Annotated in this window: 28 protein-coding genes; all 28 read left to right on the top strand. The window is 63.0% G+C overall.

The window, feature by feature from the left end; genetic code table 11:
• Positions 1 to 4: 4 nt before the first annotated feature.
• The 28 genes from ACLJEU_RS11415 (at position 5) to ACLJEU_RS11280 (ending at position 20281) form a co-directional block, all read left to right on the top strand.
• Positions 5 to 448, top strand: coding sequence for a helix-turn-helix domain-containing protein (locus ACLJEU_RS11415; RefSeq protein WP_414664969.1), 444 nt, complete (start codon positions 5 to 7; stop codon positions 446 to 448).
• The gene (locus ACLJEU_RS11410; RefSeq protein WP_414664884.1) at positions 445 to 987 is read left to right on the top strand and encodes a hypothetical protein; all 543 of its coding nucleotides are present in this window, start codon (positions 445 to 447) and stop codon (positions 985 to 987) included. Before ACLJEU_RS11415 ends, ACLJEU_RS11410 begins: the two co-directional genes overlap by 4 nt.
• Positions 988 to 1007: 20 nt before the next feature.
• Positions 1008 to 1160, top strand: coding sequence for a hypothetical protein (locus tag ACLJEU_RS11405; protein WP_414664885.1), 153 nt, complete (start codon positions 1008 to 1010; stop codon positions 1158 to 1160).
• Complete coding sequence (locus tag ACLJEU_RS11400; RefSeq protein ID WP_414664886.1) at positions 1157 to 2815, top strand: DNA cytosine methyltransferase; 1659 nt, start codon at positions 1157 to 1159, stop codon at positions 2813 to 2815. The genes ACLJEU_RS11405 and ACLJEU_RS11400 overlap by 4 nt, the downstream gene beginning before the upstream one ends.
• A complete protein-coding gene (locus ACLJEU_RS11395; RefSeq protein WP_414664887.1) occupies positions 2812 to 3216 on the top strand; it encodes a hypothetical protein in 405 nt (134 codons plus the stop codon). Before ACLJEU_RS11400 ends, ACLJEU_RS11395 begins: the two co-directional genes overlap by 4 nt.
• A 21-nt stretch (positions 3217 to 3237) precedes the next feature.
• A complete protein-coding gene (locus ACLJEU_RS11390) occupies positions 3238 to 3708 on the top strand; it encodes a hypothetical protein (protein ID WP_414664888.1) in 471 nt (156 codons plus the stop codon).
• A gap of 63 nt (positions 3709 to 3771) precedes the next feature.
• Positions 3772 to 4029, top strand: a complete 258-nt coding sequence (locus tag ACLJEU_RS11385) for a hypothetical protein (protein WP_414664889.1) — start codon at positions 3772 to 3774, stop codon at positions 4027 to 4029.
• Entirely contained in the window at positions 4026 to 4493 is a 468-nt protein-coding gene (locus ACLJEU_RS11380) for an ASCH domain-containing protein (RefSeq protein WP_414664890.1), read from the top strand. The genes ACLJEU_RS11385 and ACLJEU_RS11380 overlap by 4 nt, the downstream gene beginning before the upstream one ends.
• Positions 4494 to 4515: 22 nt before the next feature.
• Positions 4516 to 4839: a hypothetical protein gene (locus tag ACLJEU_RS11375; protein ID WP_414664891.1), complete on the top strand. Its 324-nt coding sequence runs from the start codon at positions 4516 to 4518 to the stop codon at positions 4837 to 4839.
• A 14-nt stretch (positions 4840 to 4853) separates the two neighbouring features.
• Entirely contained in the window at positions 4854 to 5291 is a 438-nt protein-coding gene (locus ACLJEU_RS11370; protein WP_414664892.1) for a hypothetical protein, read from the top strand.
• Between the two features lie 173 nt (positions 5292 to 5464).
• The gene (locus ACLJEU_RS11365; RefSeq protein WP_414664893.1) at positions 5465 to 7051 is read left to right on the top strand and encodes a phage head morphogenesis protein; all 1587 of its coding nucleotides are present in this window, start codon (positions 5465 to 5467) and stop codon (positions 7049 to 7051) included.
• Entirely contained in the window at positions 7048 to 7200 is a 153-nt protein-coding gene (locus ACLJEU_RS11360; RefSeq protein WP_414664894.1) for a hypothetical protein, read from the top strand. Before ACLJEU_RS11365 ends, ACLJEU_RS11360 begins: the two co-directional genes overlap by 4 nt.
• 321 nt (positions 7201 to 7521) lie before the next feature.
• Positions 7522 to 7815, top strand: a complete 294-nt coding sequence (locus ACLJEU_RS11355) for a hypothetical protein (protein ID WP_414664895.1) — start codon at positions 7522 to 7524, stop codon at positions 7813 to 7815.
• 4 nt (positions 7816 to 7819) lie between these two features.
• The gene (locus tag ACLJEU_RS11350) at positions 7820 to 8332 is read left to right on the top strand and encodes a phage virion morphogenesis protein (protein ID WP_414664896.1); all 513 of its coding nucleotides are present in this window, start codon (positions 7820 to 7822) and stop codon (positions 8330 to 8332) included.
• A 127-nt stretch (positions 8333 to 8459) separates the two neighbouring features.
• Positions 8460 to 9416: a phage protease gene (locus tag ACLJEU_RS11345; protein ID WP_414664897.1), complete on the top strand. Its 957-nt coding sequence runs from the start codon at positions 8460 to 8462 to the stop codon at positions 9414 to 9416.
• Positions 9417 to 9465: 49 nt separating this feature from the next.
• Positions 9466 to 10176: a hypothetical protein gene (locus ACLJEU_RS11340; protein ID WP_414664898.1), complete on the top strand. Its 711-nt coding sequence runs from the start codon at positions 9466 to 9468 to the stop codon at positions 10174 to 10176.
• A 46-nt stretch (positions 10177 to 10222) separates the two neighbouring features.
• Positions 10223 to 11131, top strand: a complete 909-nt coding sequence (locus ACLJEU_RS11335) for a Mu-like prophage major head subunit gpT family protein (RefSeq protein ID WP_414664899.1) — start codon at positions 10223 to 10225, stop codon at positions 11129 to 11131.
• 84 nt (positions 11132 to 11215) lie between these two features.
• Positions 11216 to 11644 carry a phage protein Gp36 family protein gene (locus ACLJEU_RS11330; RefSeq protein ID WP_414664900.1) on the top strand — a complete coding sequence of 143 codons (429 nt, stop codon included), beginning with the start codon at positions 11216 to 11218 and terminating at the stop codon, positions 11642 to 11644.
• A gap of 56 nt (positions 11645 to 11700) precedes the next feature.
• Positions 11701 to 12210, top strand: a complete 510-nt coding sequence (locus ACLJEU_RS11325; RefSeq protein ID WP_414664901.1) for a hypothetical protein — start codon at positions 11701 to 11703, stop codon at positions 12208 to 12210.
• A gap of 9 nt (positions 12211 to 12219) precedes the next feature.
• Complete coding sequence (locus tag ACLJEU_RS11320; RefSeq protein WP_414664902.1) at positions 12220 to 12591, top strand: hypothetical protein; 372 nt, start codon at positions 12220 to 12222, stop codon at positions 12589 to 12591.
• A 37-nt stretch (positions 12592 to 12628) separates the two neighbouring features.
• Positions 12629 to 13228: a hypothetical protein gene (locus ACLJEU_RS11315; protein WP_414664903.1), complete on the top strand. Its 600-nt coding sequence runs from the start codon at positions 12629 to 12631 to the stop codon at positions 13226 to 13228.
• 5 nt (positions 13229 to 13233) lie between these two features.
• Positions 13234 to 13422: a hypothetical protein gene (locus ACLJEU_RS11310; RefSeq protein ID WP_414664904.1), complete on the top strand. Its 189-nt coding sequence runs from the start codon at positions 13234 to 13236 to the stop codon at positions 13420 to 13422.
• Positions 13419 to 14933 carry a hypothetical protein gene (locus ACLJEU_RS11305; protein WP_414664905.1) on the top strand — a complete coding sequence of 505 codons (1515 nt, stop codon included), beginning with the start codon at positions 13419 to 13421 and terminating at the stop codon, positions 14931 to 14933. The genes ACLJEU_RS11310 and ACLJEU_RS11305 overlap by 4 nt, the downstream gene beginning before the upstream one ends.
• 2 nt (positions 14934 to 14935) lie before the next feature.
• Complete coding sequence (locus ACLJEU_RS11300) at positions 14936 to 15697, top strand: hypothetical protein (RefSeq protein ID WP_414664906.1); 762 nt, start codon at positions 14936 to 14938, stop codon at positions 15695 to 15697.
• Between the two features lie 2 nt (positions 15698 to 15699).
• Entirely contained in the window at positions 15700 to 16248 is a 549-nt protein-coding gene (locus ACLJEU_RS11295) for a hypothetical protein (RefSeq protein WP_414664907.1), read from the top strand.
• A 90-nt stretch (positions 16249 to 16338) separates the two neighbouring features.
• A complete protein-coding gene (locus ACLJEU_RS11290; RefSeq protein ID WP_414664908.1) occupies positions 16339 to 17232 on the top strand; it encodes a hypothetical protein in 894 nt (297 codons plus the stop codon).
• Positions 17229 to 19940 (top strand): fibronectin type III domain-containing protein, encoded by a 2712-nt coding sequence (locus ACLJEU_RS11285; protein WP_414664909.1) that lies wholly within the window; start codon positions 17229 to 17231, stop codon positions 19938 to 19940. The genes ACLJEU_RS11290 and ACLJEU_RS11285 overlap by 4 nt, the downstream gene beginning before the upstream one ends.
• Positions 19937 to 20281, top strand: a complete 345-nt coding sequence (locus ACLJEU_RS11280) for a hypothetical protein (protein ID WP_414664910.1) — start codon at positions 19937 to 19939, stop codon at positions 20279 to 20281. Before ACLJEU_RS11285 ends, ACLJEU_RS11280 begins: the two co-directional genes overlap by 4 nt.
• Positions 20282 to 20355 lie beyond the last annotated feature (74 nt).

The raw sequence follows: 20355 nt of genomic DNA, 5'->3' as shown, positions 1-20355 counted from the left end.
CCCGATGGCCAGTCCCCGCCATGCACTCACGATATTTCGCAGCCGCGTCGCCGAACTGTTGACGGCGGTCGACGAGCTGCGGCATGCCCTGGAGACGGCGGCGGGCGACGTCCGCAACGCCCCGGGCGACGTGAAGTTGATTCAGAAGATCGTCGCGGCGGAGTTTGCGGTCGATCCGCGGCTGATGGTCGGCCGCAAGCGCGATGCCCTGGCAGCGCCGGCGCGAATGGTTGCGATGGCGCTGTCTGAGGAGCTGACCGGCCACACGCTGGCGTGTATCGGAGCGGCGTTTGATCGCGACCACGGAACGGTCATCCATGCGCGGCACGCCATTGAAGGGCGCTGCGCAACGGAAAGTCGCTTTGCGCACAAAGTGACGCTGGCGCGCGAGAAATGCCGCGCGGCGCTCGGCGAAAAATATCCCGGTACAGTGCCGGCCCTCCGATGAGCAGCCCCCTGAGCAATGAACAGAAGGGACGGCTCTGCCAGCTGGCGCGCCAGGCGTACGATGCCTGGACGGGGCGCGAGGCGTTCGAAGAAGCGAACCCGACGCTCGCCGTTTCGAAGTGTTTCGAAGCGTGGCGGCGCGTCGAGCAGGGCAAGGCGGTGCGGGAACAGAGCCTCACCCGGTGCACGCAGGACCACTTCCTGCCGCTCCGGGCGCATTTCAAGGCCATGCTCGGTAACGGTGACGGAGCGCTGCGCGATCACTTGCGCGCGCAGGAAGAGCCGCGGATCCGGGCGCGGTGGAAGCTAGAGGCCGCGCTGGCGGAGCGCGGACTTGACCAGGGCTACGCTGCGGCGATCTGTCGCCGGCAGTTCAAGTGCGAGCTGGGCGACGCGAGCGAGAAACAGCTCTGGGCCCTTTTCTTCACCGTGACGAACCGGCGGAAACCGGTGGCCGGCGGAGCCAGCAAAGTAAAACGCCCGCGGTACGTCGGCAGCCACCTCGGCACGTTGAGCGTGAGCCACGGGAATACCTTTTGAGCATGAGGACGAAACGAAAAATGATCGGCGCCCACGTGCCGAAGCCGCCGAAGAATCGCGCCCCGCGCTGCCGCCTCAACGAGACGGCCGAAATGATCAACCGCGCGTTCGACGAACGCGTCGCGAAGAAGCACGTGCACCTGGTGTATGTGCGGCACGGATTCAACGCATGAGATCCGACGAAATCATTCTCGATAGTTTTGCCGGCGGCGGCGGCGCGAGCACGGGCATCGAACTCGCGCTGGATCGGTCGCCGGACATCGCGATCAACCACGAGCGCGAAGCAATCGCCATGCACGCGGCCAACCATCCGCTGACGGAGCACCATTGCGAAAGCGTTTGGGATATCGACCCGGTCGTCGCGACTCGCGGGCGCCCCGTGGGACTCGCGTGGTTTTCTCCCGACTGTAAGCACTTCTCCAAGGCCAAGGGTGGCAAGCCGCGCGAGAAACGTATCCGCGGATTGGCGTGGGTGGTCTTGCGCTGGGTCAATGCAGTACGCCCCCGCGTGATTCTGCTCGAGAACGTGGAGGAGTTTCAGACGTGGGGCCCGCTGGGGGCCGATGGTCACGCGCAAAGGTCTCATCGCGGTTGGTATTTTCGCTGCTTTGTCGGAGCGCTGCAGCGTCGCGGCTATGCAGTCGAGTGGCGTGAACTTCGAGCCTGCGACTACGGCGCGCCGACAATTCGCAAACGCCTCTTTTTGATCGCCCGTTGTGACGGCCGCCCGATCACGTGGCCTGAGCCCACGCACGGTGCCCCCTCCAGCGAGGGAGTACGCGGGGGCCGACTGCTAGCGTGGCGCACGGCCGCCGAGTGCATCGATTGGACGCTTCCGTGCCCTTCAATTTTCGAGCGCAAGAAGTCGCTGGCCGATGCGACCTGCCGACGCGTGGCGAAAGGAATCATGCGGCACGTGGTCAACGACCCGGAGCCGTTCATTGTCCCGCTCACGCATCAACAGGAGAGCGCGCGGTCGTATTCGATGGCGGCGCCTCTGCCAACGGTGACAGGCGCGCACCGCGGCGAGATGGCCCTCGTCGCGCCGGTCCTGACCGAGCATGCGAACGCATCGGGTCAGCGGGTGTTCTCCGCTGATGAGCCGCTGCGCACGCAGTGTTCCGAGGTGAAGGGTGGGCACTTCGCTCTGGTGTCGGCCTTCATCGCGAAGCACTACGGCGGCGTGGTCGGTCAGGACGTGCGCACGTCCCTCGGTACGGTTACGGCCACGGATCATAATTCCCTCGTCACCGCTCACGTGACGAAATTCAACACCGGCAGCGTCGGTTCGGATTGCCGCTCGCCGCTTCATACGGTCGTTGCCGGCAGCTGCAAGCCGGAGACCAATCCTGCCGGCGCTACCACGCTCGGTGTTGTCGTCTCGCACCTCTCGAAATTGCGTGGCGCGCCAGAGTCCCACGCTCCCGGCCAGGACGAACGCGACCCGCTGCATACGATCAGCGCGCAGGGAAACCACTTTGCTGAGGTTCGGGCGTTTCTGGTGAAATATTACGGCGCCGATCAGAATCCAAAATTGGGCGATCCTCTGCACACGGTGACCAGCAGGGACCGCTTTGGCCTCGTGACCGTGCAGGGCGCTACCTATGCGATCGCTGACATTGGTCTGCGGATGCTCGCGCCGCGGGAGTTGTTCCGAGCCCAAGGCTTTCCTGAAAGCTATATCATCGGTGACGATCCCACCCAGGGCCTCGCACTAACCAAGACGGCGCAGGTGCGCATGTGCGGCAACAGCGTGTGCCCCCCGTTGGCCGCCGCACTCGTTGCGGCAAACGTACCCGAGCTGGCGCGGAAGGAAGCTGCTGAATGAAAATCCTCATCGCCTCTCTCGTGCTCTCGTTCGCCGTAGCGCAGTTTGAAATTGCGCCCGCGCGCGGTCAGACTCCGCCCAGTTCATTGCCTCGCCTCAACACCGGTACCACAACGGCCCTGCGCTACCGCACGATTGAGGATTACGTGCGCGATGAAGGCCGATGGCCGATGAAACGAAGCGAGGCCGAAGAAATTGTGGCCGCGCTCAAGTTGAGTGTCGCCGCACACTACACCGCCCTGAGTTTCTACGAGCAGGCGGTGAAATTGTTTGGAAAGACCGCGACTGAGCAGGATCGCGTGCAGATGGAAAAAAATCTTCTGGCCTGCGCTCAGAGCAGCCTGAAGACGATGGCCCTGCTGGAAATTTGGGAGCGCCGCGCCGCTGCTTTGCGGGACTGAGAACGAAAAGGAGACGAATTTATGAGTAAAATACGCACCGAATCAGGTTACGGCTTTTTCTGCGGCGGCGATCCCCGCCGCTTTTATCCCGATGCCGAGTCGTGTTCCGAGAAGGAACTCGCGAATCATGCCGCCGCTTGCAAGCTGTGGACCGAAGCGGAAGCGCGAGGCGAGAAGCCAACGCCCGAAGCCTGCCCTTCGGGGTGGGTCTACGACGCCGAAGGGAAGCCGGTCATGCACGTTCTTCGCGCGCCGTATGGCATCGGCGCCTACGACTACGACGTTGAGGACGACCGCCCCGACCCGCTGCAACAGGAGGACATTTATGCCGCGCTCGGCAAGGCCATGCAGAAGATCGAGGCGGCCGGCGCGTCCCCTGAATTGACCGCCGCCGTCGTCATCGTGGGCGACGTGCGCCAGAGCATCGGAAACCAGTGGAATCCGGCCGACAGGCATGCGGCCCAGCGGGTCCGCGACGCCCTCAAAAGCTGAGTCGAACGAAGAGGTGTTTTCTCCCCGTGAAATCAAAATCTTCCGCCAGCTTTCCGCCACGTTATGTGTGTTGAGAAAAATCTCATCGCACTCCGCGATTTCCTCGGTCGCCTTACCCGATCCTCGATCGTAAGTGGATCCGGCTGGACCTTCGTCGATGAAATCAAGCAGCTCGATAGCGCCGTGCTGGAATTGCAGACGCTGCGCAACGGTCTGGAAAAAGTCGCGAAGGTAATCGAAGCCGGCGAGCACGACCGTCGCGAACTCGTTGAGCGAGTCGCCTCGCTGACGAGGGCGATCGCGGCGAAGGACGCCTCATGAAGGTCCGCGCAATTTCACTTCACCAGCCGTGGGCGTCGGCGCTGGTACTGCGCCTGAAACGGAATGAGACGCGCGGCTGGGCGCACACGTACCGGGGTCCGGTCGCGATCCACGCGTCGCAGCGCGACACGTGGAGGGAGCGCGAATTTTGGGAGAACCTGTCGCCATTGAGCCGCGGCGCGTTGGCGGTCGCCGGTCTCGACCGATATGAATCCCTGCCGCGGGGTGCGATCGTTGGGATTGGTTTGCCGGGCAAGCCTACGTCCACGGCAGCGATGCGAATCACCGAGCTGGAATATACCTGGGGAAACTACGAGACCGGGCGCTTCGCCTGGCCCTGGGCGCGGATGGTCGATCTCGAGCATCCGATTCCGTGCCGCGGCCACCAGCGTTGGTGGCAATGGGAGGTCCCTACCGAACTTCATTCGATTCCAGCGATCGCGGATCTCCTGGGTCCTTTCTGATCGAGCGATTTTCCCATCCACCATGAAACCCGTCGATTTTCGCAACGAGACCTTTGACCAGGTGCGCGGCCGCGTTGAGGGCCACCGGGCCGCCGTGCTGGCCGCGTGGTGTGCACATGGCCCGTGCACCACGCGCGACCTCGCGGAACGGAGTGGAATTTCAATCCTCACGCTCCGCCCGCGTACGACCGAGCTGGTCGAACTGGGCTTCGTGCAGCTCACGGACCTGCAGCCCGTCAAGGGTGAGGGCACGTACCGCGCGGCCACGCCGGCGGAGGCCGCCGCACTTTTCCGCCGCCAGCAACACGCGGCCCTTTCTGAACAAACTGATCTCGCCCTCGGCTGATGGTTTCAAATCGCATGTCACTTCCCATCCCAGCTTCCACTCTCGACGGCGGCTCAGGCGCGCGGTTTGAAGTGGCGCCCGGAAAACGCATCCCGGTTCCCGCGCTGCCCGGTCCGGCGGAGGCGACGCCGCTCCGCTACGTGCTGGCGGAAGTCGTGCCGTTGGGTGGCGGCACCTTTCGCCTGGTCCCGCGGCCCGTGATGGAGTGGATGGGGCTGAGCCAGGCCGCACTTGCCAAGGTGGGCATCACGCTTTCCGAGAATACGCTCCGGCGGCTGGGCCGGGCTGGCTTCATCCGGGTTCGGCCCGTGAGCCCGAATCGCTACGAGTTCAATTTCACCAGCTGGCTGGAGCACTGCCGCCGGGTGGAAGCCGATCCGGAGGAGTTTTGGGATCGACGCGAGAACGATAAAGGCAGGACGAACCGCGAAAAATATCTGGCCGCGTTGTGACCCGAGGTCTGTTTACCGCACCCTTGACTCGCATGATGCCCTCAAAATCGCTTGCCGACGTGTTTGCCGAGATTTGCCGAGGGTCCTTGTGCGAGGTCTGAACCGCGAAACCGAGCCGGGTTGCCCACGAAACATACGAATCACACGAAATGACCCAGATCCTTTTCGGCCCAGTGCCGCACAAAGAAGCGTCCGATTTCATCAAGGACAAGCCGGCGGTGTCCCGCGCGGTCTTCGAGCAGATGCTTCCTGAAGTCCAGGCGCGCACGTTTCTGATCAGCGGGTCGGTACCTCTCGACATCGCCCAAAAGCTGCGTGACCGCATCGCAGACATTCCGGCCGGCGGTGACTGGGATACGGCCAAGCGTGAACTGGCCGATTCGCTCACACCGTATCTCCGTCCGGATCCCGGCGCGAAAAATGATGCGGGCGACCTAATGTCGGAGTCGGAGCGCGCGGCGGCCGCGGAGATGGCCGCTCAGCGTCGCGCCGAGCTGCTGCTGCGCACGCACGGCTACCAGGCGTACGCCGCATCTCAGTATGAAGTGATGCAGCGCCAGACCGACGTCTTTCCATACTGGCGCTATCAGACCGCGCAGGACGATCGCGTGCGCGACTCGCACGCGGCGCTGGAAGGCGTGGTCGTACCGGCCAACGATCCCTTCTGGCGGACGCACTTTCCGCCTTGGGACTTCAACTGCAGGTGCACGGTTGTGCCGCTCAGCGAGGCCGACATGGCGGAAATTCAGGACGAGGATGCGCAGATGCCAGCCGACCAGCGCTCGATTCTAAACGAGCAGCAGCGCGCGCGGATGAACAGCGACGGTACGCTGGTGCGCGGGCCGAACCAAATCGTCGACGTGCGCAGTCCGCGGCAGAAGCGCGACGGCGAAGGCTACGCGTGGCAGCCGGGCGATCTACGCATTCCGCTGGAGACGCTGCGGGAGCGCTACTCGCCTGAAGTATTCGACGCGTTCGAAAAGTTCGCCCGCAATCAGAAGCTCGAGGACGGGCGCTCAGTGCACGAGTGGCTCGTAAACGCTCCTGTGCAGCGCGCGCCGCGCGCCGCGCGCCGGGCGGCGGCCGGACCGGTGCCGGCCGTGGTGCCGCCAGTTGTTGCGCCGACGGCGCCTGCTCCGGTCGAAGCCCCGGTCGCCACTCGCTCGCCGGTTTCCCGAGTCTTCAACCTGAAGGGGTCCCGGTCCACCGCGCGGCCGGCCATGCAGGCCGCCCTCGACGCCATTGATCGGGTGCACGACGACGGCACGCTGCCAGAGATGTCGCTCTCCGCCCGGCCGGTCGTGGGCGCCAACGGGCACTTCGATGCCCGCAATCTCGAGATCGCCGTCAGGCCGAGCGGGCCCTGGCCGCAGATGACTGCGTCACATGAAGCCGGTCACATGCTGGACTTCTTCGCGCTCGGGCGCCCTGGGATCTTCGCGTCAGAGTCGCATCCCGATCTCGCGGAGTGGCGGGCAGCGGTAGGAGCAACGTCAGCGATCAAGCAAATCGCGGCCGGGCTTCCTGGCGGCCGCCAGATTCGAGGCAAGGAATACTTCCTGCGCACGCGCGAAGTCTGGGCGCGGTCCTACGCGCAGTACGTCGCCACGAAGAGCGGCGACGCCGAACTTCTCCGCCAACTCGACATCATTCGGAAAGCACCTGAGCTTGGCACCATGATACAGTGGAGCGATCAGGACTTCGCCCCGGTTGCGGCCGCCATGGACGAGGTCTTCAAAAAGAAAGGCTGGATCGCATGAACAACATCGAACTCCCCCCCGAGCAGCAGAAGGCGGTCGCGGACCTTGTTGCACAAGGTTGGGCGCGGGAAGCCGCCGTTCTGATGGTCCTCGAAAGCGTGGAAGATGTCGTCGACCCCGAGTCGGCCGATATGGAAGATAAAGAATGAAGGTCGCCACACTCTCTTCTGGTGCACAGCTGCCTTACGATATTTGCCTCGATTACTGGTATTCCCGGTGTGAGGCGAAGATCGGGGAGGAGGTGTATAGTGGAATCACCGACGACAACGAGGTGACGCACGTGTTCGCGGGCCGTGCAGTGGTCGTCGCCATCGCGTTCGAGAGTGATGGACGTCGCCAGTTGACCAAGTTGTTCGTGCGGATGTGTAGCCCTCCTCTTATTTCCTGGTAGCGCTTCCGCGCGCCACGCTCCCCACCGCCCCCGCCGCACTTGGACCGTGCCGGGGGCGGTCTGCTTTCATAGGCGTCCCATGGGCCGCCGACTCAACGCCGAAGAGCGTCTTCTCTTTCACCAAGGAAATCAGCGCTGGCATTTCAAGAAGCGCGTGCGCCAACGGTTCGGTCTCGAGATTCTCGATCACGACATCGATTGGATGGTGCAACGGATCAAGGAGGACAAACCCGGGGTCTTGTTTCTCGCGCTCCGCCGCCGGTCCAGCGCATGGCGTCTGCGGTGGCGGAAACAAACGATGGTCGTGATCTACGATCACCGCACCGAGCAACTTGTCACCGCCTTCCAGTACAAGCGGTGGAAATGGGAATGAGCCCATGAGCGTTCAACTGCGCGACCGTCTCTCGCCCTCGCTGACCAAGCTGGCCCGCGGCATCGAGAACAAGAAGCCGATCCTCGAGGCCATGGGCCTGCAGCTCGAGTCGTTGACGCGGCGCGCGTTCAACGAGCCCGCGCTTCGACCGATGCCGTGGATGAACAAGCTCACGATTTCCGCCGACGGGAAAACGTTCTCCCGCAGCGAGCCCTCCCGGCTGCGGAAAAATCAGGTACTCGTGCGGTCGATACGGATCACGTCGCTGACCAATTCGAGTGTGACGGTGGGCAGCGATCGCATCCAAGCGGCGATCCACCAACTCGGCGGAATCATCCGCCCCAAGAATGCCCCTGCGCTCGCGTTCAGGATCGGCGGCCATCTGGTTACGGCCAAGAAGGTCACCATGCCGGCGCGTCCGTTCTTCCCGTTCCTCGGTGGAAAGATGATCCAATCCGCGCAGGAAAAAATCCGGTTGATTGGAGAGGCGAAGATAAAAGCGCTCACGAAAGTGTGATCGGGGCGGACGCATTTCGCGCGCCATTCTCCCCACGCGCCCCACGGCCCGTGGCGGTTACGCACCCATTTCGGGTTTAGTGTCGCTTTCGCAATCGCGCCTTCGAACTCACCCGCCGACCTCATCCATGTTCTTCGCTTTCCGCGCTCCGCTTCCGACGACCGACGGCAAGAAATTGCCGGAGCGGTTGCTCGTTGCGAAATGGGGCCGGAATGATGCGCCGTCCAAGGGCGTCACCTTTTACGTCAACGACACGACGGTGCGCGAACTGCCGCGCAACCAGATCGCGGTCGGCTTCGATCAGCCGGCGCTCGACTTCGAGCACAACACGCTGCCCGGCACTGAGGCCTACAACGCCGAGAAGGAGCCGCGCGCCATCGCCGCAACCGGCGCGTTCAGCGTCGTCCCAGGCGAGGGGCTCTATTTCACGCCGACGCGTTGGACGCCGGAGGGCGAGCGGAGCGTGCTGGGCGGACACCATCCGGACATCAGCCCGGCGCTCAAATTCAACGCCAAGGGTGAGGTCATCCTCGGCCACTCGGTCGCGCTTTGCCGCAACGGCAGCGTGCCCGATCTCCAGGTCTTTTCTGTCGACGGTCTGCTGGCCGAAAAGTTCGCCGCGCTCAGCGCCGTCCCGCCCACCACCCATTCAACCGCCATGAATCACAAAGAACTGCTCTGCCTCATTCTCGGTCTCAGCGCCACTGCCACCGACGTCGAAATCGCCACCGCCGCGAAGACCTTCGCCACCAATGCCGCTGCGGCCCAGACGGGAGTGCAGGCATTCTCGACGCAGCTCAACGCCCTGCAAAAGCGGATCGATGATCAGGAGCGGGAGCACATCACCGCCCTCGCCATCCGCGACGGCAAGGTAGTGCCGCTCAGCGCGAGCAAGCTCCCGATCGAGGACTTTCGCGCGTTCGTCGCCGAGCTGCAGCCGAACCAGGTGCCGCTCGCGCAGCGCACGGTCGAGGGCTTGAAGGCGTTTTCGGCGAGCGGCGTGATGTCCGCCGCGGCGAGCGCCGCCGACGAGGATGTGCGCATGCAACTCGGCATCTCCAAGGAGGAGTGGGCCAAGGCCTGACCTCCGCCGCCCCACATTCCGCATCTCAACTCCGCACCCATTTCCAACCATGAAGTCGCTTCGCTCCGCCCGATTCCTTGCCCTGAGCCTCATCGCCGTTCTCGTCGTCGCCTTCGGGCTGATGTGCGTGCAGCAGGCGTGCGGCACCCTCGCCGCCGTCGGCGTGTTCGTCGGTTTCAATCTGATGTTCGCCCCGAAGGTGAGCCACGTCTTCGGCGCAGCCGCTACCGCCGCCCGTAACACGGATACGCGCCCCGGTGACCTCGTCTATCTGCCGGTCGCCGCCACGACGACGATCTACGCCGGCACGCTGGTGGCGCGCGATGCCAACGGCCGCGCAGTACCGGCTAGCGACACCGCCGGGCTTCGCGTGGTAGGCCGGGCGGAAGAGACCGTCGATAACGCGGCCGGCGCCGCCGGCGACCTCAGCATCAATATCCGGCTCGGCTGTTTCAAATTCGACAACTCTGCCACGGCCGCCGTCGATGCCGACGACATCGGCAAGATGGCTGTCGTCGAAGACGACCAGACGGTCGCCGAGACCTCGACGAACGGCGTGTCCGCCGGCCGCATCACCGGGGTGGATAGCGACGGCGTCTGGGTCGACACCCGCTTTGCGTTCTACGGCCCGAAGGCCGTGCCCACCTTGACCAGCACGAACGGAACGATGGCCGCCTCCGCCAACGATGCGGCGACCGTCGCGGAGGGCGAAAAGATCGGCGACGACGTCCGCGCGCTTCACGCCTCGTTCTTCGGCTGAACCCATCCCCACCCGTAACCGCCACACTCTCACCTGATTTCCCGCCATGATTATCACTGCCGCCTCCCTCACCTCCGCGAACAAGGGCTTTCGCAAGCTCTACACGGGCGGTCTCGCCTCCGTGGGCAAACAGCGCATCACGGAATACGCCTTCCGCGCGCCGTCCCAAAGCAAAGACGAAACCTACGGCTGGCTTGGTGCTCTGCCCGGCATGCGCAAGCTTGTCGGCGACGTGAACATTCGGAACATGGTCGAACACGGGTTCGCCGTGGCGAACGAGGAGTTCGAAGTCACCGTCGCAGTCAAGCGCGCGGAACTCGAACGGGACCGCCTGTCCATCTACACCGGTTTCTTCACCGCCATGGGCCAGAGCGCCGGTCGGCACCCCGACAAGCTGCTCGCGGCGGCCATGGTCGGCGGCTTCACGAAGCGCTGCTACACCGGCAAGTTCTTCTTCGACGCCAATCACGAGCCGCAGGCCGGCAAGACCAAGTTCAGCAACAAGGGCACGAAGAAGCTTTCCGCAGCGAACTTCGTCACTGCCGTCGAAAGCATCCTGAGCCGCAAGGACGCCGAGGGTGAGCCGATCAACGACAACCCGATGCTCGTCCTGACGGTCTCGCCGAAGTGGCAGGAGACGGCCGAAAAGATTCTCGTGGCGACGACCATCAACAACGAGACCAACGTCAACAAGGGCAAGGCCCGCCTTGACGTGTGGAATCGCCTGTCGGGCGCCGCCACGGAGGACATGTGGTTCCTCCACGATGAAGGCGCGGTCGTGAAGCCGTACGTGCACCAGGTCGAAGTCGAGACCGAGTACAAGCATATCGACGATCCGAACGGCGAGCGCGTGATGCTCAAGCAGGAGTATTTGCACCAGGCCTACGGCCGCTACGCGGTCGCCGCGCTCGTGCCGGAACTCGCCTACGGTTCCACCGGCGTCGACGCCGCCTGAGCCACTCCCGCGTGATTTCATCGGGCTGCCCGCGCACCGGGCGGCCCTTTTGAGCCCACCGGCAACCCGCTCCCTCTTTTCGCAATGCCCGCCTACATCATCATGGCCACCCTCGTGGCCGAAGTTCCGCCCCAGTTCATCACGCAAGCGCTGGATGACGACGGCGACGGCGCGGCCGACCCCGGACTCTTCGACCAGATCGTCAGCAACGCGCAGACGGAAATCGACGGCATCCTCGGCCAGCGCTTCACCGTCCCGTTTCAGAATCCCATTCCGGCCATCGTGGTCGATGCCGCGACGAAGTTCGTCGCCGAGAAACTTTACAGCCGCCGCGGAGTCGACGGTGACAAGAATCCGTGGACCAAGAAGGCGACGGAAATTCGCGCGCTGCTGAAAGCGATCGCCAAGGGCGACGCTCCGCTCACGCCAACGACCGCGCGCGAACGCCCGAGCGCGTCCGCCATCACCGAGCCGGCCCGGACTACTTCCGCGCGCGGGCGCGCCGCGATCTGATGCGCCGATTCCTCAGAGTCAGCCTCCTTCTCCTTTCCTCCTGCTCTCTTCTCCCTGTGAGCCGCGCCGACTACTACACTCCCGACGCCATCCTCACGGAGATGCGCGCCGACCTCGAGCCGTGGGTCAGGGCGAAGAAGGGCGAACTTTCCATCGCCCGCGATCCATTCCATTTCCTCGAGCTGCTGGCAGAGTCGCCGGCGAGTTTCCGCGTGGTGCTGCACTGGGACGGTGAAAGCAATCCCGGTGACGAACCGCAGGCCGGCGTGTTTGCCGCCCAAAAAATCTCCCTCGGCGTCACGGCGAACCTCGGTCTCACAGCCAAGCCGGACGAGGCGCTGCACAAAGCCACGGCCAATCGCGCTGCGCTCCTGCGGCTCCTGGCAGACGTTCGCGACCGCGCCCGGTCGTATGTCTGGCCGGACGAAACGACCGCGCGGTACATGCTCTACAAGAGCGCGGACGTGATCGTGCTGCCCGACAGCGGCCTGCCGCTGGCCGGCTACCGTCTCAATTTCGAACTCACCATCGCGCTTCCGCCGGTGGAATACCGCAACGACGTCTGATTTTTCGCCATGGGTGCATCTACCAACAATCCTGTAATTCGCGGTGACAGCTCGGTGCTGTGGGGCGCCAACGGTGTCTACAACGGCACGGGCAGCGGCATCGTCCAAACCGGCAGCGACGAGCTGACGGGTGAAAAGATGGAGGTGCAGGACGAGCTGGGCCAGACAGTCGCCGTCATTTTCTTCGACGACAAACACAACCTCGAGTTCGAGGCCATCATCAAGACCTCGGCGCCCACGATTGCCCGCGGCGATGGCATCACGATCTGCGGCGTCGCGTATGCCCTGGTCGAATCGGTGACGAAGCTCTGGGAGAACAAAAACGTCCAGAAGTACCGCGTGAAGGCCACGAAGTATTCCGCCATCGCGTCGACGCCTTGAGTGGCGGCCGATAACCGCCAACCACCCGGGGACACTTATGGGAAAGAAGACTCGTCAACGCGCCGCGGCGCCCCTGCCGCCGTCCGCGGCATTCTCCGCTGCCGAAATGTCGGCCATGACGGCCGCGCGCGACCGCGCCAGTGCCAGCACACCCGCCGTGGTTCGCGAGGCCCTCCTGGGGCAAGCAATCAAAGTAGGCGGGGTCACGCTGCCGGTGATCATGTTGGGGCACGTCCTGCTGCTGCAGAAGATCGACTCGCCGCTGGCCATCGCCGGCGCGGGCGAACCAACGAACGAGCAAATCGCAGAGGCATTGTTTGTTTTTAACACCCCGGCGAAGGATGTGCTCCACCTGTTGCAGAAGGGCCGTGAGGTTTTCTCCGAAGCCGTGTTGGAATTTTGTGCGACGAAAATCCCCCTGGCTGAGATGAGAGCGATCGGCACCGCGCTGGGCGCGCAAATGCACGCTGCTCAATCGACCATGATCGGCGGAGATCGTGGCAACCACTCTCCCGCGTCCTCGGGTGAAGGCACCGGCGCCGCCCGCGTCGAAAAAAAAAGCGCCGCGGAAACGGCGCCGGTGACCTCGCGGACAACGGATCGTACGCCGGTCCCCCCAGCGCCACTAACGGGCTAGGCTGGGTGCTCACCCTGCTCGACACGGTGATGCACGAGTATGGCTGGCACCTCACATATGCGCTCTGGCGCGTTCCGCTCGCCACGGCCTTCGCGCTCTACTCCGCAATCAGCGCCCGGTACGGCAACGACCCGAAGGGGCCGACGTACGTTGAGCAGGAAATGATCGCGGCCTACGAACGCGTTTCTTCATGAATCTTGCCGCCACCATGAGTCTCAGCGCGGGAGCCTTTCTCGGCCCCCTGTCGCAAGTGCGCGGTCAACTTGGAGGGGTGCTCAGTGGATTGGCCGCACTGGGCGGTGCATCGCTAAGCGTCGCGGGCGCAATCGCGGGAATAAAGGATGCGTTGGCGTTGGGCGACGACTTGGGTGATCTGGCGACCAAGACCGGAGCCTCGGTGTCAGAGCTGGTGGTTTTGCGCCAGGCACTGGACAACGCCGGCGCCGGCGCCGGAGCGGCGGGACCACTGATCGCGCAAATGCAAAAGGCGCTGACGGGCATTAACGAAAGTGGAGAACCGACGAAGAAAATCTTTTCCCAACTTGGACTTGATCTTGACGCGCTCAAAGCGAAGAAGCCAGTCGAGCAGATTATCGCCATCGCCGCGGGCATCCGTGGGCTGAACAATCCTGCCGAGCAGGCGCAGGCCGCGATGCAGATCTTCGGCCGCAGTGGCGCCGAGGCCCTCGCATTTCTCAAGGATCCGGCAGCCCTGGAGGGCGCTGCCAAAATGCTCGGCACATTGCCGGCGACGCTCGAACGCAACGCGGCGGGATTCGGAAAGATCAACGACCAGCTCGCGAATTTTAGAATCAAGAAAGACCAGTTTTTCGTGGGCATGACCGAGGGCGTGGCGGCCGCGCTCGACAGCACGCTCGACGATTTTGAGAAAAAGGATTTCACGCCGATCGGACTGAAGGCTGGTCGGGATTTCATTGGGCCGATCATCGAGATCATCAAGCAGGGCAAGATCACCGAAGCCTTGGGCGTGGCGTTGTCGGGCGGAGTGAAAGTGTACCTGGCGAACTTTCTCGATGCGGCAGTAGGGAGTGCGAAAATCGTCTGGGCGTATCTCCGGGCTCCGTTCCAGGTCATCGCTCAGGATTTCGGCCGTGCTCTGCAAATCGTCGCACAGGAAGCGAAGATCGCATTCTTCGATGCCGCGCTGGCGATCAATCGTGGGTTGGCGAACGTCGGACTTTCGAAGGAAGTCTCTCGGGAGTTTTTCCGGGATCTGATTCAGGCGAAGAGTCAGCTGAAGGGAATGTACGCCGATCAAACGCGCGCCGACAAAGTTGGGTTCGGCGATCAATTGAACAACCAGATCGATCGGAACCTTGCCGGGATGGACGATCTACCGGGGTTCGGAAAGGCTGTCGCCGATGCCGTGGCCGCCGAACTCGATGCTCTCCTCGCCCCGTTCAGAAAGACGGTGGCCGAAAATTCGGACAATCTGAACGGCAAGAGTGGCCGCGGAGGCCCGGGAGACATGAAGGGTAACTCCTTGAACGGGTCGGTCGGAAAAATATTTGAGCAAAATTCCGACCGCCTGGCTAAAATCGGTCTTTTTGTCGGCGGCGCGGGCGGCCCGGCGGTCGACTACGCACGGCGGACGGCGCGTGCGACGGAAATCATGGCGGGCATCCTCGCTCGTAATGGACGAATCGATCAGGGCCTGGCTGACCGCCAGGCGCTCTGGCTCTAAACATGCCCACCACCGTTCACTCCAAATGGCGGGGCTCTGGCGGAATCTTCCTCGCGCCCACGTATCCGCGATTCAAGCGCAGCGCACGCGGATCCACGCTCACGTTCGTGTTTCGCGGGCCGTACGTCGACCTGCGTACTTACGGTCCGGACACTGGTGACTCGATCACGCTCGGCGCATTCGATTTCGAGCCCTCGGGCGAACTGGTTTACGCGAACTCGGTGGAGTGTCAGCCGGACGGCGCCGGCGAGGACGGAGCGGGCACGCTCACCGTCGTCTATACGAACGAGGGTGATGCCGGCGTGACGCTCATCGCGAACAACACCACGGTGGAGGTTGATTGGACCTTGCTGGAACGGCCCTTGATTCAGCACTCCCTCTATACGACAGGCGGCAGCAAGGAGCTGACTGATGATGACAGGCGAAAGATCCAGACGTGGAAGGATTCACCGAGCACAGCAAACTACGATGCGTGCTCCGCGAACGCGAAACACTTCGTCGGCAAGCTCCGAAAGGGGATCGAAAGCTATGTGGTGGCCGCGCCCGTCGCTCGGCTGACCGAGCGCGGAACGTCGGCGCCGACGGTGTCACATTGCGGCCAGCGCTCGACGACGGCTCCCGTGAGCGGCGCTCCTTCGGGATACCAATGGCTGCAGACCGGCGATCGCGGTATCCGCCAGGCACCCGCTGCCGGCTGGGAGCGCGTGAGAGAATGGACCGGCGCCAAGGAGATCGACGCCGATCTCTACACCGGCGTCATCTGACAATGCAACTCCCGCGCGAGCCACGCCCCGGAGACAAGCTCGACGGCGCCTGGGCCGCGCAAGTCGTTCGATACCTCCGCGCGATCACGCCTCGATCAGGGCCCGGCGTGCGCGTGCGTGAGTACGCCGGCGGCACGGTGTTCGAGGCGGCGGAAGCGGTATCCAGAATTGCTGCACAAATCGGTCATCCGTTTCTGGTGACGGATGCCACCACCGAGACGACCGCCAAGGTCGCCGTGCAGTTCGGCCAGGTGAACAGCATCACCCCCACAATCGGTGGGACCGCCCTGGACGACGCAACGCCCCCGGTCCTGACGGTCGCGAGCGGCATCGTCTACCTCGCGGTCGTCGTCGACGGAACCGGGCTCATTACGTCCGCCAGTATCCACAACGACACGACGTTGCCGGCCGCCGATGCGACCCACGGGTACATCACGCTGGCGACCGTGACCGTCGCCAGCAGCGCCGTCACGGCGATCAACCAAGCAGTGTCCGGATCACTCCAGCACCTGATGTGCGGTGAGGATGTCCACCTTTTTGGCAGCGTGTGAGCGATGGAATCGATATTCTTCGTACCCGGGTTCGCCGACTGTGGGTGCTGCGCCGAGCCAGCGTGCCCGGTGCCTGTCATGGAGTACCAGGTGAGCGAGAAAATCGCCGAGATCTACGGTTATCCGGGATTCGACACCGCGGCCACCTACTTTCGAACCTCGATCTCGAGGGGCTGGTCCGGACAGCACGGCTCAGCCGTCATCACAAAAAATAGAGTCCACTGTTCGTACCTGCCGCTGGGTCTGAGTCAGAATGGGCTTTGCTTTTCTCGCGGCTACGCGGGCAATCCCACATTTCCACCTGGAGATGCGTACGTCGTCGCCGGGTCGGATTCGTGCAACGACGGTTTCCTCAGCTTCTACGATTTCCCCTGGCACACCTCGATCAGCAACATTCTGATTCAGGGAATTTCGCTTTATGATTCGGTCACGTCCGAGCTGGTCGTGGCTGGTGGATTCGAGCATTTGCTCAACCCGATCGTCGTCGCAGATGTGCTGCAGGAGATAAAGGAAGCCGTCAGGTCAGCAGCTTGGTCCGGTGTGGGTGGTGGATCGAGCCCGTCCAACTTCGGCGCGCATGCGCAGCGCCGTGAGATTGTGGCACCAGGAGGAGTCGCACCGGATGACCTGATCGGACTCCTCCTGCGCAAGATGCGTTACCGCTGGAAATTCAAGGTGCCGGACGCGGGCAGCTATAGCATCAGCTGGACGATCAGCTGGATTCCGCTGGTATGGGACGCGGGTGAGAATGACTTCGTCGACGGCACCCCTGAAATTTTTGACGATCAGAACAAGTGGCGTTGGGACGAAGTCGTGCCAGGTTCCTACGATCCGGAAGACGATACGACGTGGCCGCTCACCCCGTGGTTCGAGATGCCGGAACCGCAGGCAAACGGAAAGTTTCGCATCACTGCCGTCTTGCGCTCGTGCGATTCCGCAGCGGCTCCGGACGCTCCGGCTGAGATCTCTTTCGTCGTCTCATGATCAAGCTAACATGGACGATCGGTCGCGACGCCACCTCGTACGAGGTTTGGCGATCCACGACCAACACGACGGGCAGCGCATCCAAGATCGCCGACGTGATCGGCAACGTCTACGAAGATGCCACAGCCGCGGAAGGGACGACCTACTACTATTGGCTGAAGACCGTGAACCCGGCGGGAACGAGCGGATTCAGTGCGTCCACCGGTGGAATTGTGGGAGGAAAAAAGCTGCTCCCTCCGGCGGGGGTCGTCGCATCGCTCTCCACGACGAACTCAATCACGCTCGACTGGTCGGCTGTCGCTGGCGCGTCAGGATACGACATCTATCGCAACACGGCCGAGAATTTCGGTGCTGCGACGCTCATCGGTTCGACCACTTCGAGCCTCACGTACAGCGATGCTCCTCCAGCGGCAGAGACCTTCTACGTCTACTGGGTCGTGGCCAAGGACGGCACGGGAAACTTTAGTCTTCCGAGTCACGCGGCGGGTGGGTACGCCGCCGCGGCGACACCTGCCGTCCCAGCCGGAGTCACCGCCGAAGCGAGCGAAACGGACTACGAGATTACCGTAGACTGGAGCGCCGCAGCACGAGCGCAGTGGTACGAGGTATGGCGAAACACGGTCAACAATTCCAGCACCGCCACCAACATCGCGACGACTGGCGCGCTATCATATTTGGACGGAGGCCTCGGTGGCGGCGTCACCTACTACTACTGGATCAAGGCGGTGAACGACACCGGCACGAGCGCGTTTTCAACCGTCGCCTCCGACACGACGCACGCTCCGATTCCGGCGGCGCCGGCGAACGTCGTGGCAACGCGCGGCGTTGGCAAGGTGACCGTGACGGCCGATGCCAGCGCATTCGCCACCAGTTACTCCGTTTGGCGCAACACCTCAAATACCAGCGGCGGCGCCACGCAGATCGCGACCGGGCTCAGCACGCCTTCCTACGACGATACGTCAGGTGTGCCCGAGACGGACTACTACTATTGGTTCAAAGCAACGAATGGGACGGGCACCAGCGGATTTTCAGCATCCGATCACGGCGCCGCACAAATCAAGGCGCCGACTGGAGTGGTGGCGACGGATGGCGACTGGATTGGTGATGTCGGCGTCTACTGGAGCGCAGTCACCTATGCGGACTCCTATCAAGTCTGGCGAAACACGGTCAACAACTCGAGTACGGCGACGATGATCGCGAGCGGTCTTACTGCGCTCTCCTACGACGACCTGACGGTCGTCAGAGACGAGGATTACTACTATTGGGTAAAGGCCGTCAAAGGCAGTACGCCGTCGCCCTTCAGCGCTTCGGATAGCGGCTATACGGCGATTCCAACCGCTCCTTCCGTCGATGCTACAATCGATCTTTTGGACCGAATCACGATCTCGTGGGATGCAATTTCGGGAGCCGGCGGATACTTCGTCTTTTACAACACGGTCAACAATTTCGCGACAGCCAGCCTGCTGACCATTACGGTTTCGCCCCAAGTAAGCGTCGATCATTTCGGCACGTCCGCTGGCGATGACTACTACTATTGGGTCATCGCCACAGTCAACAGCATCAATAGTGATCCCGGTGGTCCGGCGGTCGGATACATCCCGGGCCCCCCGGCGGCCCCGACCGACGTCTCGGCGACGGATGGCGCCCACGTCGGCAAGGTCGTGGTGTCCTGGACACCGAACGGAGCGGATTCCTACTCCGTGTATCGGAACTCTTCGAACACCACGACGGGGGCCACGCTGCTCGATTCAGGAATCACCAGTTCTGATTTTGAGGATTTGGCGGTACCGGACACCGGTGCCTACTACTACTTCGTCAAAGCCACCAATACGGCAGGCACGAGCGGATTTTCTTCGAGTGATTTCGGCTACGCCTTGGCTCCCAGCGATACGAGTTCCGTCGTGGCGAGCGACTCGGACACGACTAAAATTCAGGTCTCCTGGGCCGCGAATAGTCAGGCCGATTCGTACAAGGTCTACCGCCACACCAGCAATAGCTTTGGCGCCGCCGCATTTCTCGGCGATACAGCGGCGACTTCGTTCGACGACACGGATGTAGTGCCCGGGACCACCTACTGGTATTGGGTCGTTTCCTTGAAGAATCTGATAGTGAGCAACGCTGGCTCACCAGACACGGGCATCAGGCCATTTGATACTCCGGCGGCCCCGGACAACGTCGCTGCCTCAACCACGGTAGTCGCCTATATTCACGTATCCTGGGACCCTTCGTTCGGAGCCGACTACTTCGAGGTATATCGCAATACCGTGAACAATTCGTCCACGGCCACTTTGGTCAACGGAGCAGTCTCCGGCACGAGCTGGGATGACACTGGAGTGACTCCAGAGACGACCTACTACTACTGGATCAAGGCGGCCAATTACTCGAGCGGATCCAGCGGCTTCAGCGCAGTGGCGAGCGGCTCTGCGCTGCAGCCGCTCCGTGGGTTCAGCCTGAGCGGAAGCGGTGCTCTCGACATCGAGGTCTATTCGCAGGATGTAGCGACGCACGGGTTCAACTTTAATGCCTTCACGATCGCAGACCAGTTCCAGGTCTGGCAGGGCGGAACTCTGCTCTTCGATACTGGGTGCGTGACGGGATCGAACGGTTTCCTCCTAACGCTCTTCTTCGTGGGCGCCGTGCGGCTCGTCGTGATTCCCGACTGTGCCTCGGTGGGCGGCACCAGTAGCTGGACGATAACTGTGGCATGAACACCCTCCCTCGCATTCATGTGGATCTCAGACGCAATCTCTGCGTTTCGTGCCCCACGCGCTGCGCTGAATATGTCGCGGGGAAAATCGAAATCCAAAACGCGGAGGCGTCATGTCCTCTCAAGCCGCCACGCTGGACCGCCAATCCCCGCGCTCCGCGCACTCTTGGGCTTGGCGATGCAGTGGCGATGATGGCACAGCCGATCACCGCGGCAGTCGACTTCGTTGCCGGCACCGACCTGAAGAATTGCGCCGGATGTGGCCAACGTCAGGCCTATCTCAACAACGTAGTTCCCGACGTCCTGAACCCGATCCGGCGCCGTCCCAAGCGCCGCAGATAGCCGCGCCACGCTCCCCATCCGCCCCACGCCCTTTGGCTGGATTGCGGGCGCTCCGGTACGCTGGCGGCTCACAT

It is taken from the genome of Terrisphaera buseokensis (assembly GCF_047521145.2).
In the GTDB taxonomy this organism is placed as follows: Bacteria; Verrucomicrobiota; Verrucomicrobiia; order Opitutales; family Opitutaceae; genus ER46.
Note: the sequence above shows the minus strand (reverse complement) of the source record. Positions and strands in the feature narration are given on the sequence as shown.

Coding starts and splice junctions, on each gene's coding strand:
- ACLJEU_RS11415 (WP_414664969.1), top strand. CDS start 5: ATGGCCAGTCCCCGCCATGCACTCACGATATTTCGCAGCCGCGTCGCC.
- ACLJEU_RS11410 (WP_414664884.1), top strand. CDS start 445: ATGAGCAGCCCCCTGAGCAATGAACAGAAGGGACGGCTCTGCCAGCTG.
- ACLJEU_RS11405 (WP_414664885.1), top strand. CDS start 1,008: ATGATCGGCGCCCACGTGCCGAAGCCGCCGAAGAATCGCGCCCCGCGC.
- ACLJEU_RS11400 (WP_414664886.1), top strand. CDS start 1,157: ATGAGATCCGACGAAATCATTCTCGATAGTTTTGCCGGCGGCGGCGGC.
- ACLJEU_RS11395 (WP_414664887.1), top strand. CDS start 2,812: ATGAAAATCCTCATCGCCTCTCTCGTGCTCTCGTTCGCCGTAGCGCAG.
- ACLJEU_RS11390 (WP_414664888.1), top strand. CDS start 3,238: ATGAGTAAAATACGCACCGAATCAGGTTACGGCTTTTTCTGCGGCGGC.
- ACLJEU_RS11385 (WP_414664889.1), top strand. CDS start 3,772: ATGTGTGTTGAGAAAAATCTCATCGCACTCCGCGATTTCCTCGGTCGC.
- ACLJEU_RS11380 (WP_414664890.1), top strand. CDS start 4,026: ATGAAGGTCCGCGCAATTTCACTTCACCAGCCGTGGGCGTCGGCGCTG.
- ACLJEU_RS11375 (WP_414664891.1), top strand. CDS start 4,516: ATGAAACCCGTCGATTTTCGCAACGAGACCTTTGACCAGGTGCGCGGC.
- ACLJEU_RS11370 (WP_414664892.1), top strand. CDS start 4,854: ATGTCACTTCCCATCCCAGCTTCCACTCTCGACGGCGGCTCAGGCGCG.
- ACLJEU_RS11360 (WP_414664894.1), top strand. CDS start 7,048: ATGAACAACATCGAACTCCCCCCCGAGCAGCAGAAGGCGGTCGCGGAC.
- ACLJEU_RS11355 (WP_414664895.1), top strand. CDS start 7,522: ATGGGCCGCCGACTCAACGCCGAAGAGCGTCTTCTCTTTCACCAAGGA.
- ACLJEU_RS11350 (WP_414664896.1), top strand. CDS start 7,820: ATGAGCGTTCAACTGCGCGACCGTCTCTCGCCCTCGCTGACCAAGCTG.
- ACLJEU_RS11345 (WP_414664897.1), top strand. CDS start 8,460: ATGTTCTTCGCTTTCCGCGCTCCGCTTCCGACGACCGACGGCAAGAAA.
- ACLJEU_RS11340 (WP_414664898.1), top strand. CDS start 9,466: ATGAAGTCGCTTCGCTCCGCCCGATTCCTTGCCCTGAGCCTCATCGCC.
- ACLJEU_RS11335 (WP_414664899.1), top strand. CDS start 10,223: ATGATTATCACTGCCGCCTCCCTCACCTCCGCGAACAAGGGCTTTCGC.
- ACLJEU_RS11330 (WP_414664900.1), top strand. CDS start 11,216: ATGCCCGCCTACATCATCATGGCCACCCTCGTGGCCGAAGTTCCGCCC.
- ACLJEU_RS11320 (WP_414664902.1), top strand. CDS start 12,220: ATGGGTGCATCTACCAACAATCCTGTAATTCGCGGTGACAGCTCGGTG.
- ACLJEU_RS11315 (WP_414664903.1), top strand. CDS start 12,629: ATGGGAAAGAAGACTCGTCAACGCGCCGCGGCGCCCCTGCCGCCGTCC.
- ACLJEU_RS11305 (WP_414664905.1), top strand. CDS start 13,419: ATGAATCTTGCCGCCACCATGAGTCTCAGCGCGGGAGCCTTTCTCGGC.
- ACLJEU_RS11300 (WP_414664906.1), top strand. CDS start 14,936: ATGCCCACCACCGTTCACTCCAAATGGCGGGGCTCTGGCGGAATCTTC.
- ACLJEU_RS11295 (WP_414664907.1), top strand. CDS start 15,700: ATGCAACTCCCGCGCGAGCCACGCCCCGGAGACAAGCTCGACGGCGCC.
- ACLJEU_RS11285 (WP_414664909.1), top strand. CDS start 17,229: ATGATCAAGCTAACATGGACGATCGGTCGCGACGCCACCTCGTACGAG.
- ACLJEU_RS11280 (WP_414664910.1), top strand. CDS start 19,937: ATGAACACCCTCCCTCGCATTCATGTGGATCTCAGACGCAATCTCTGC.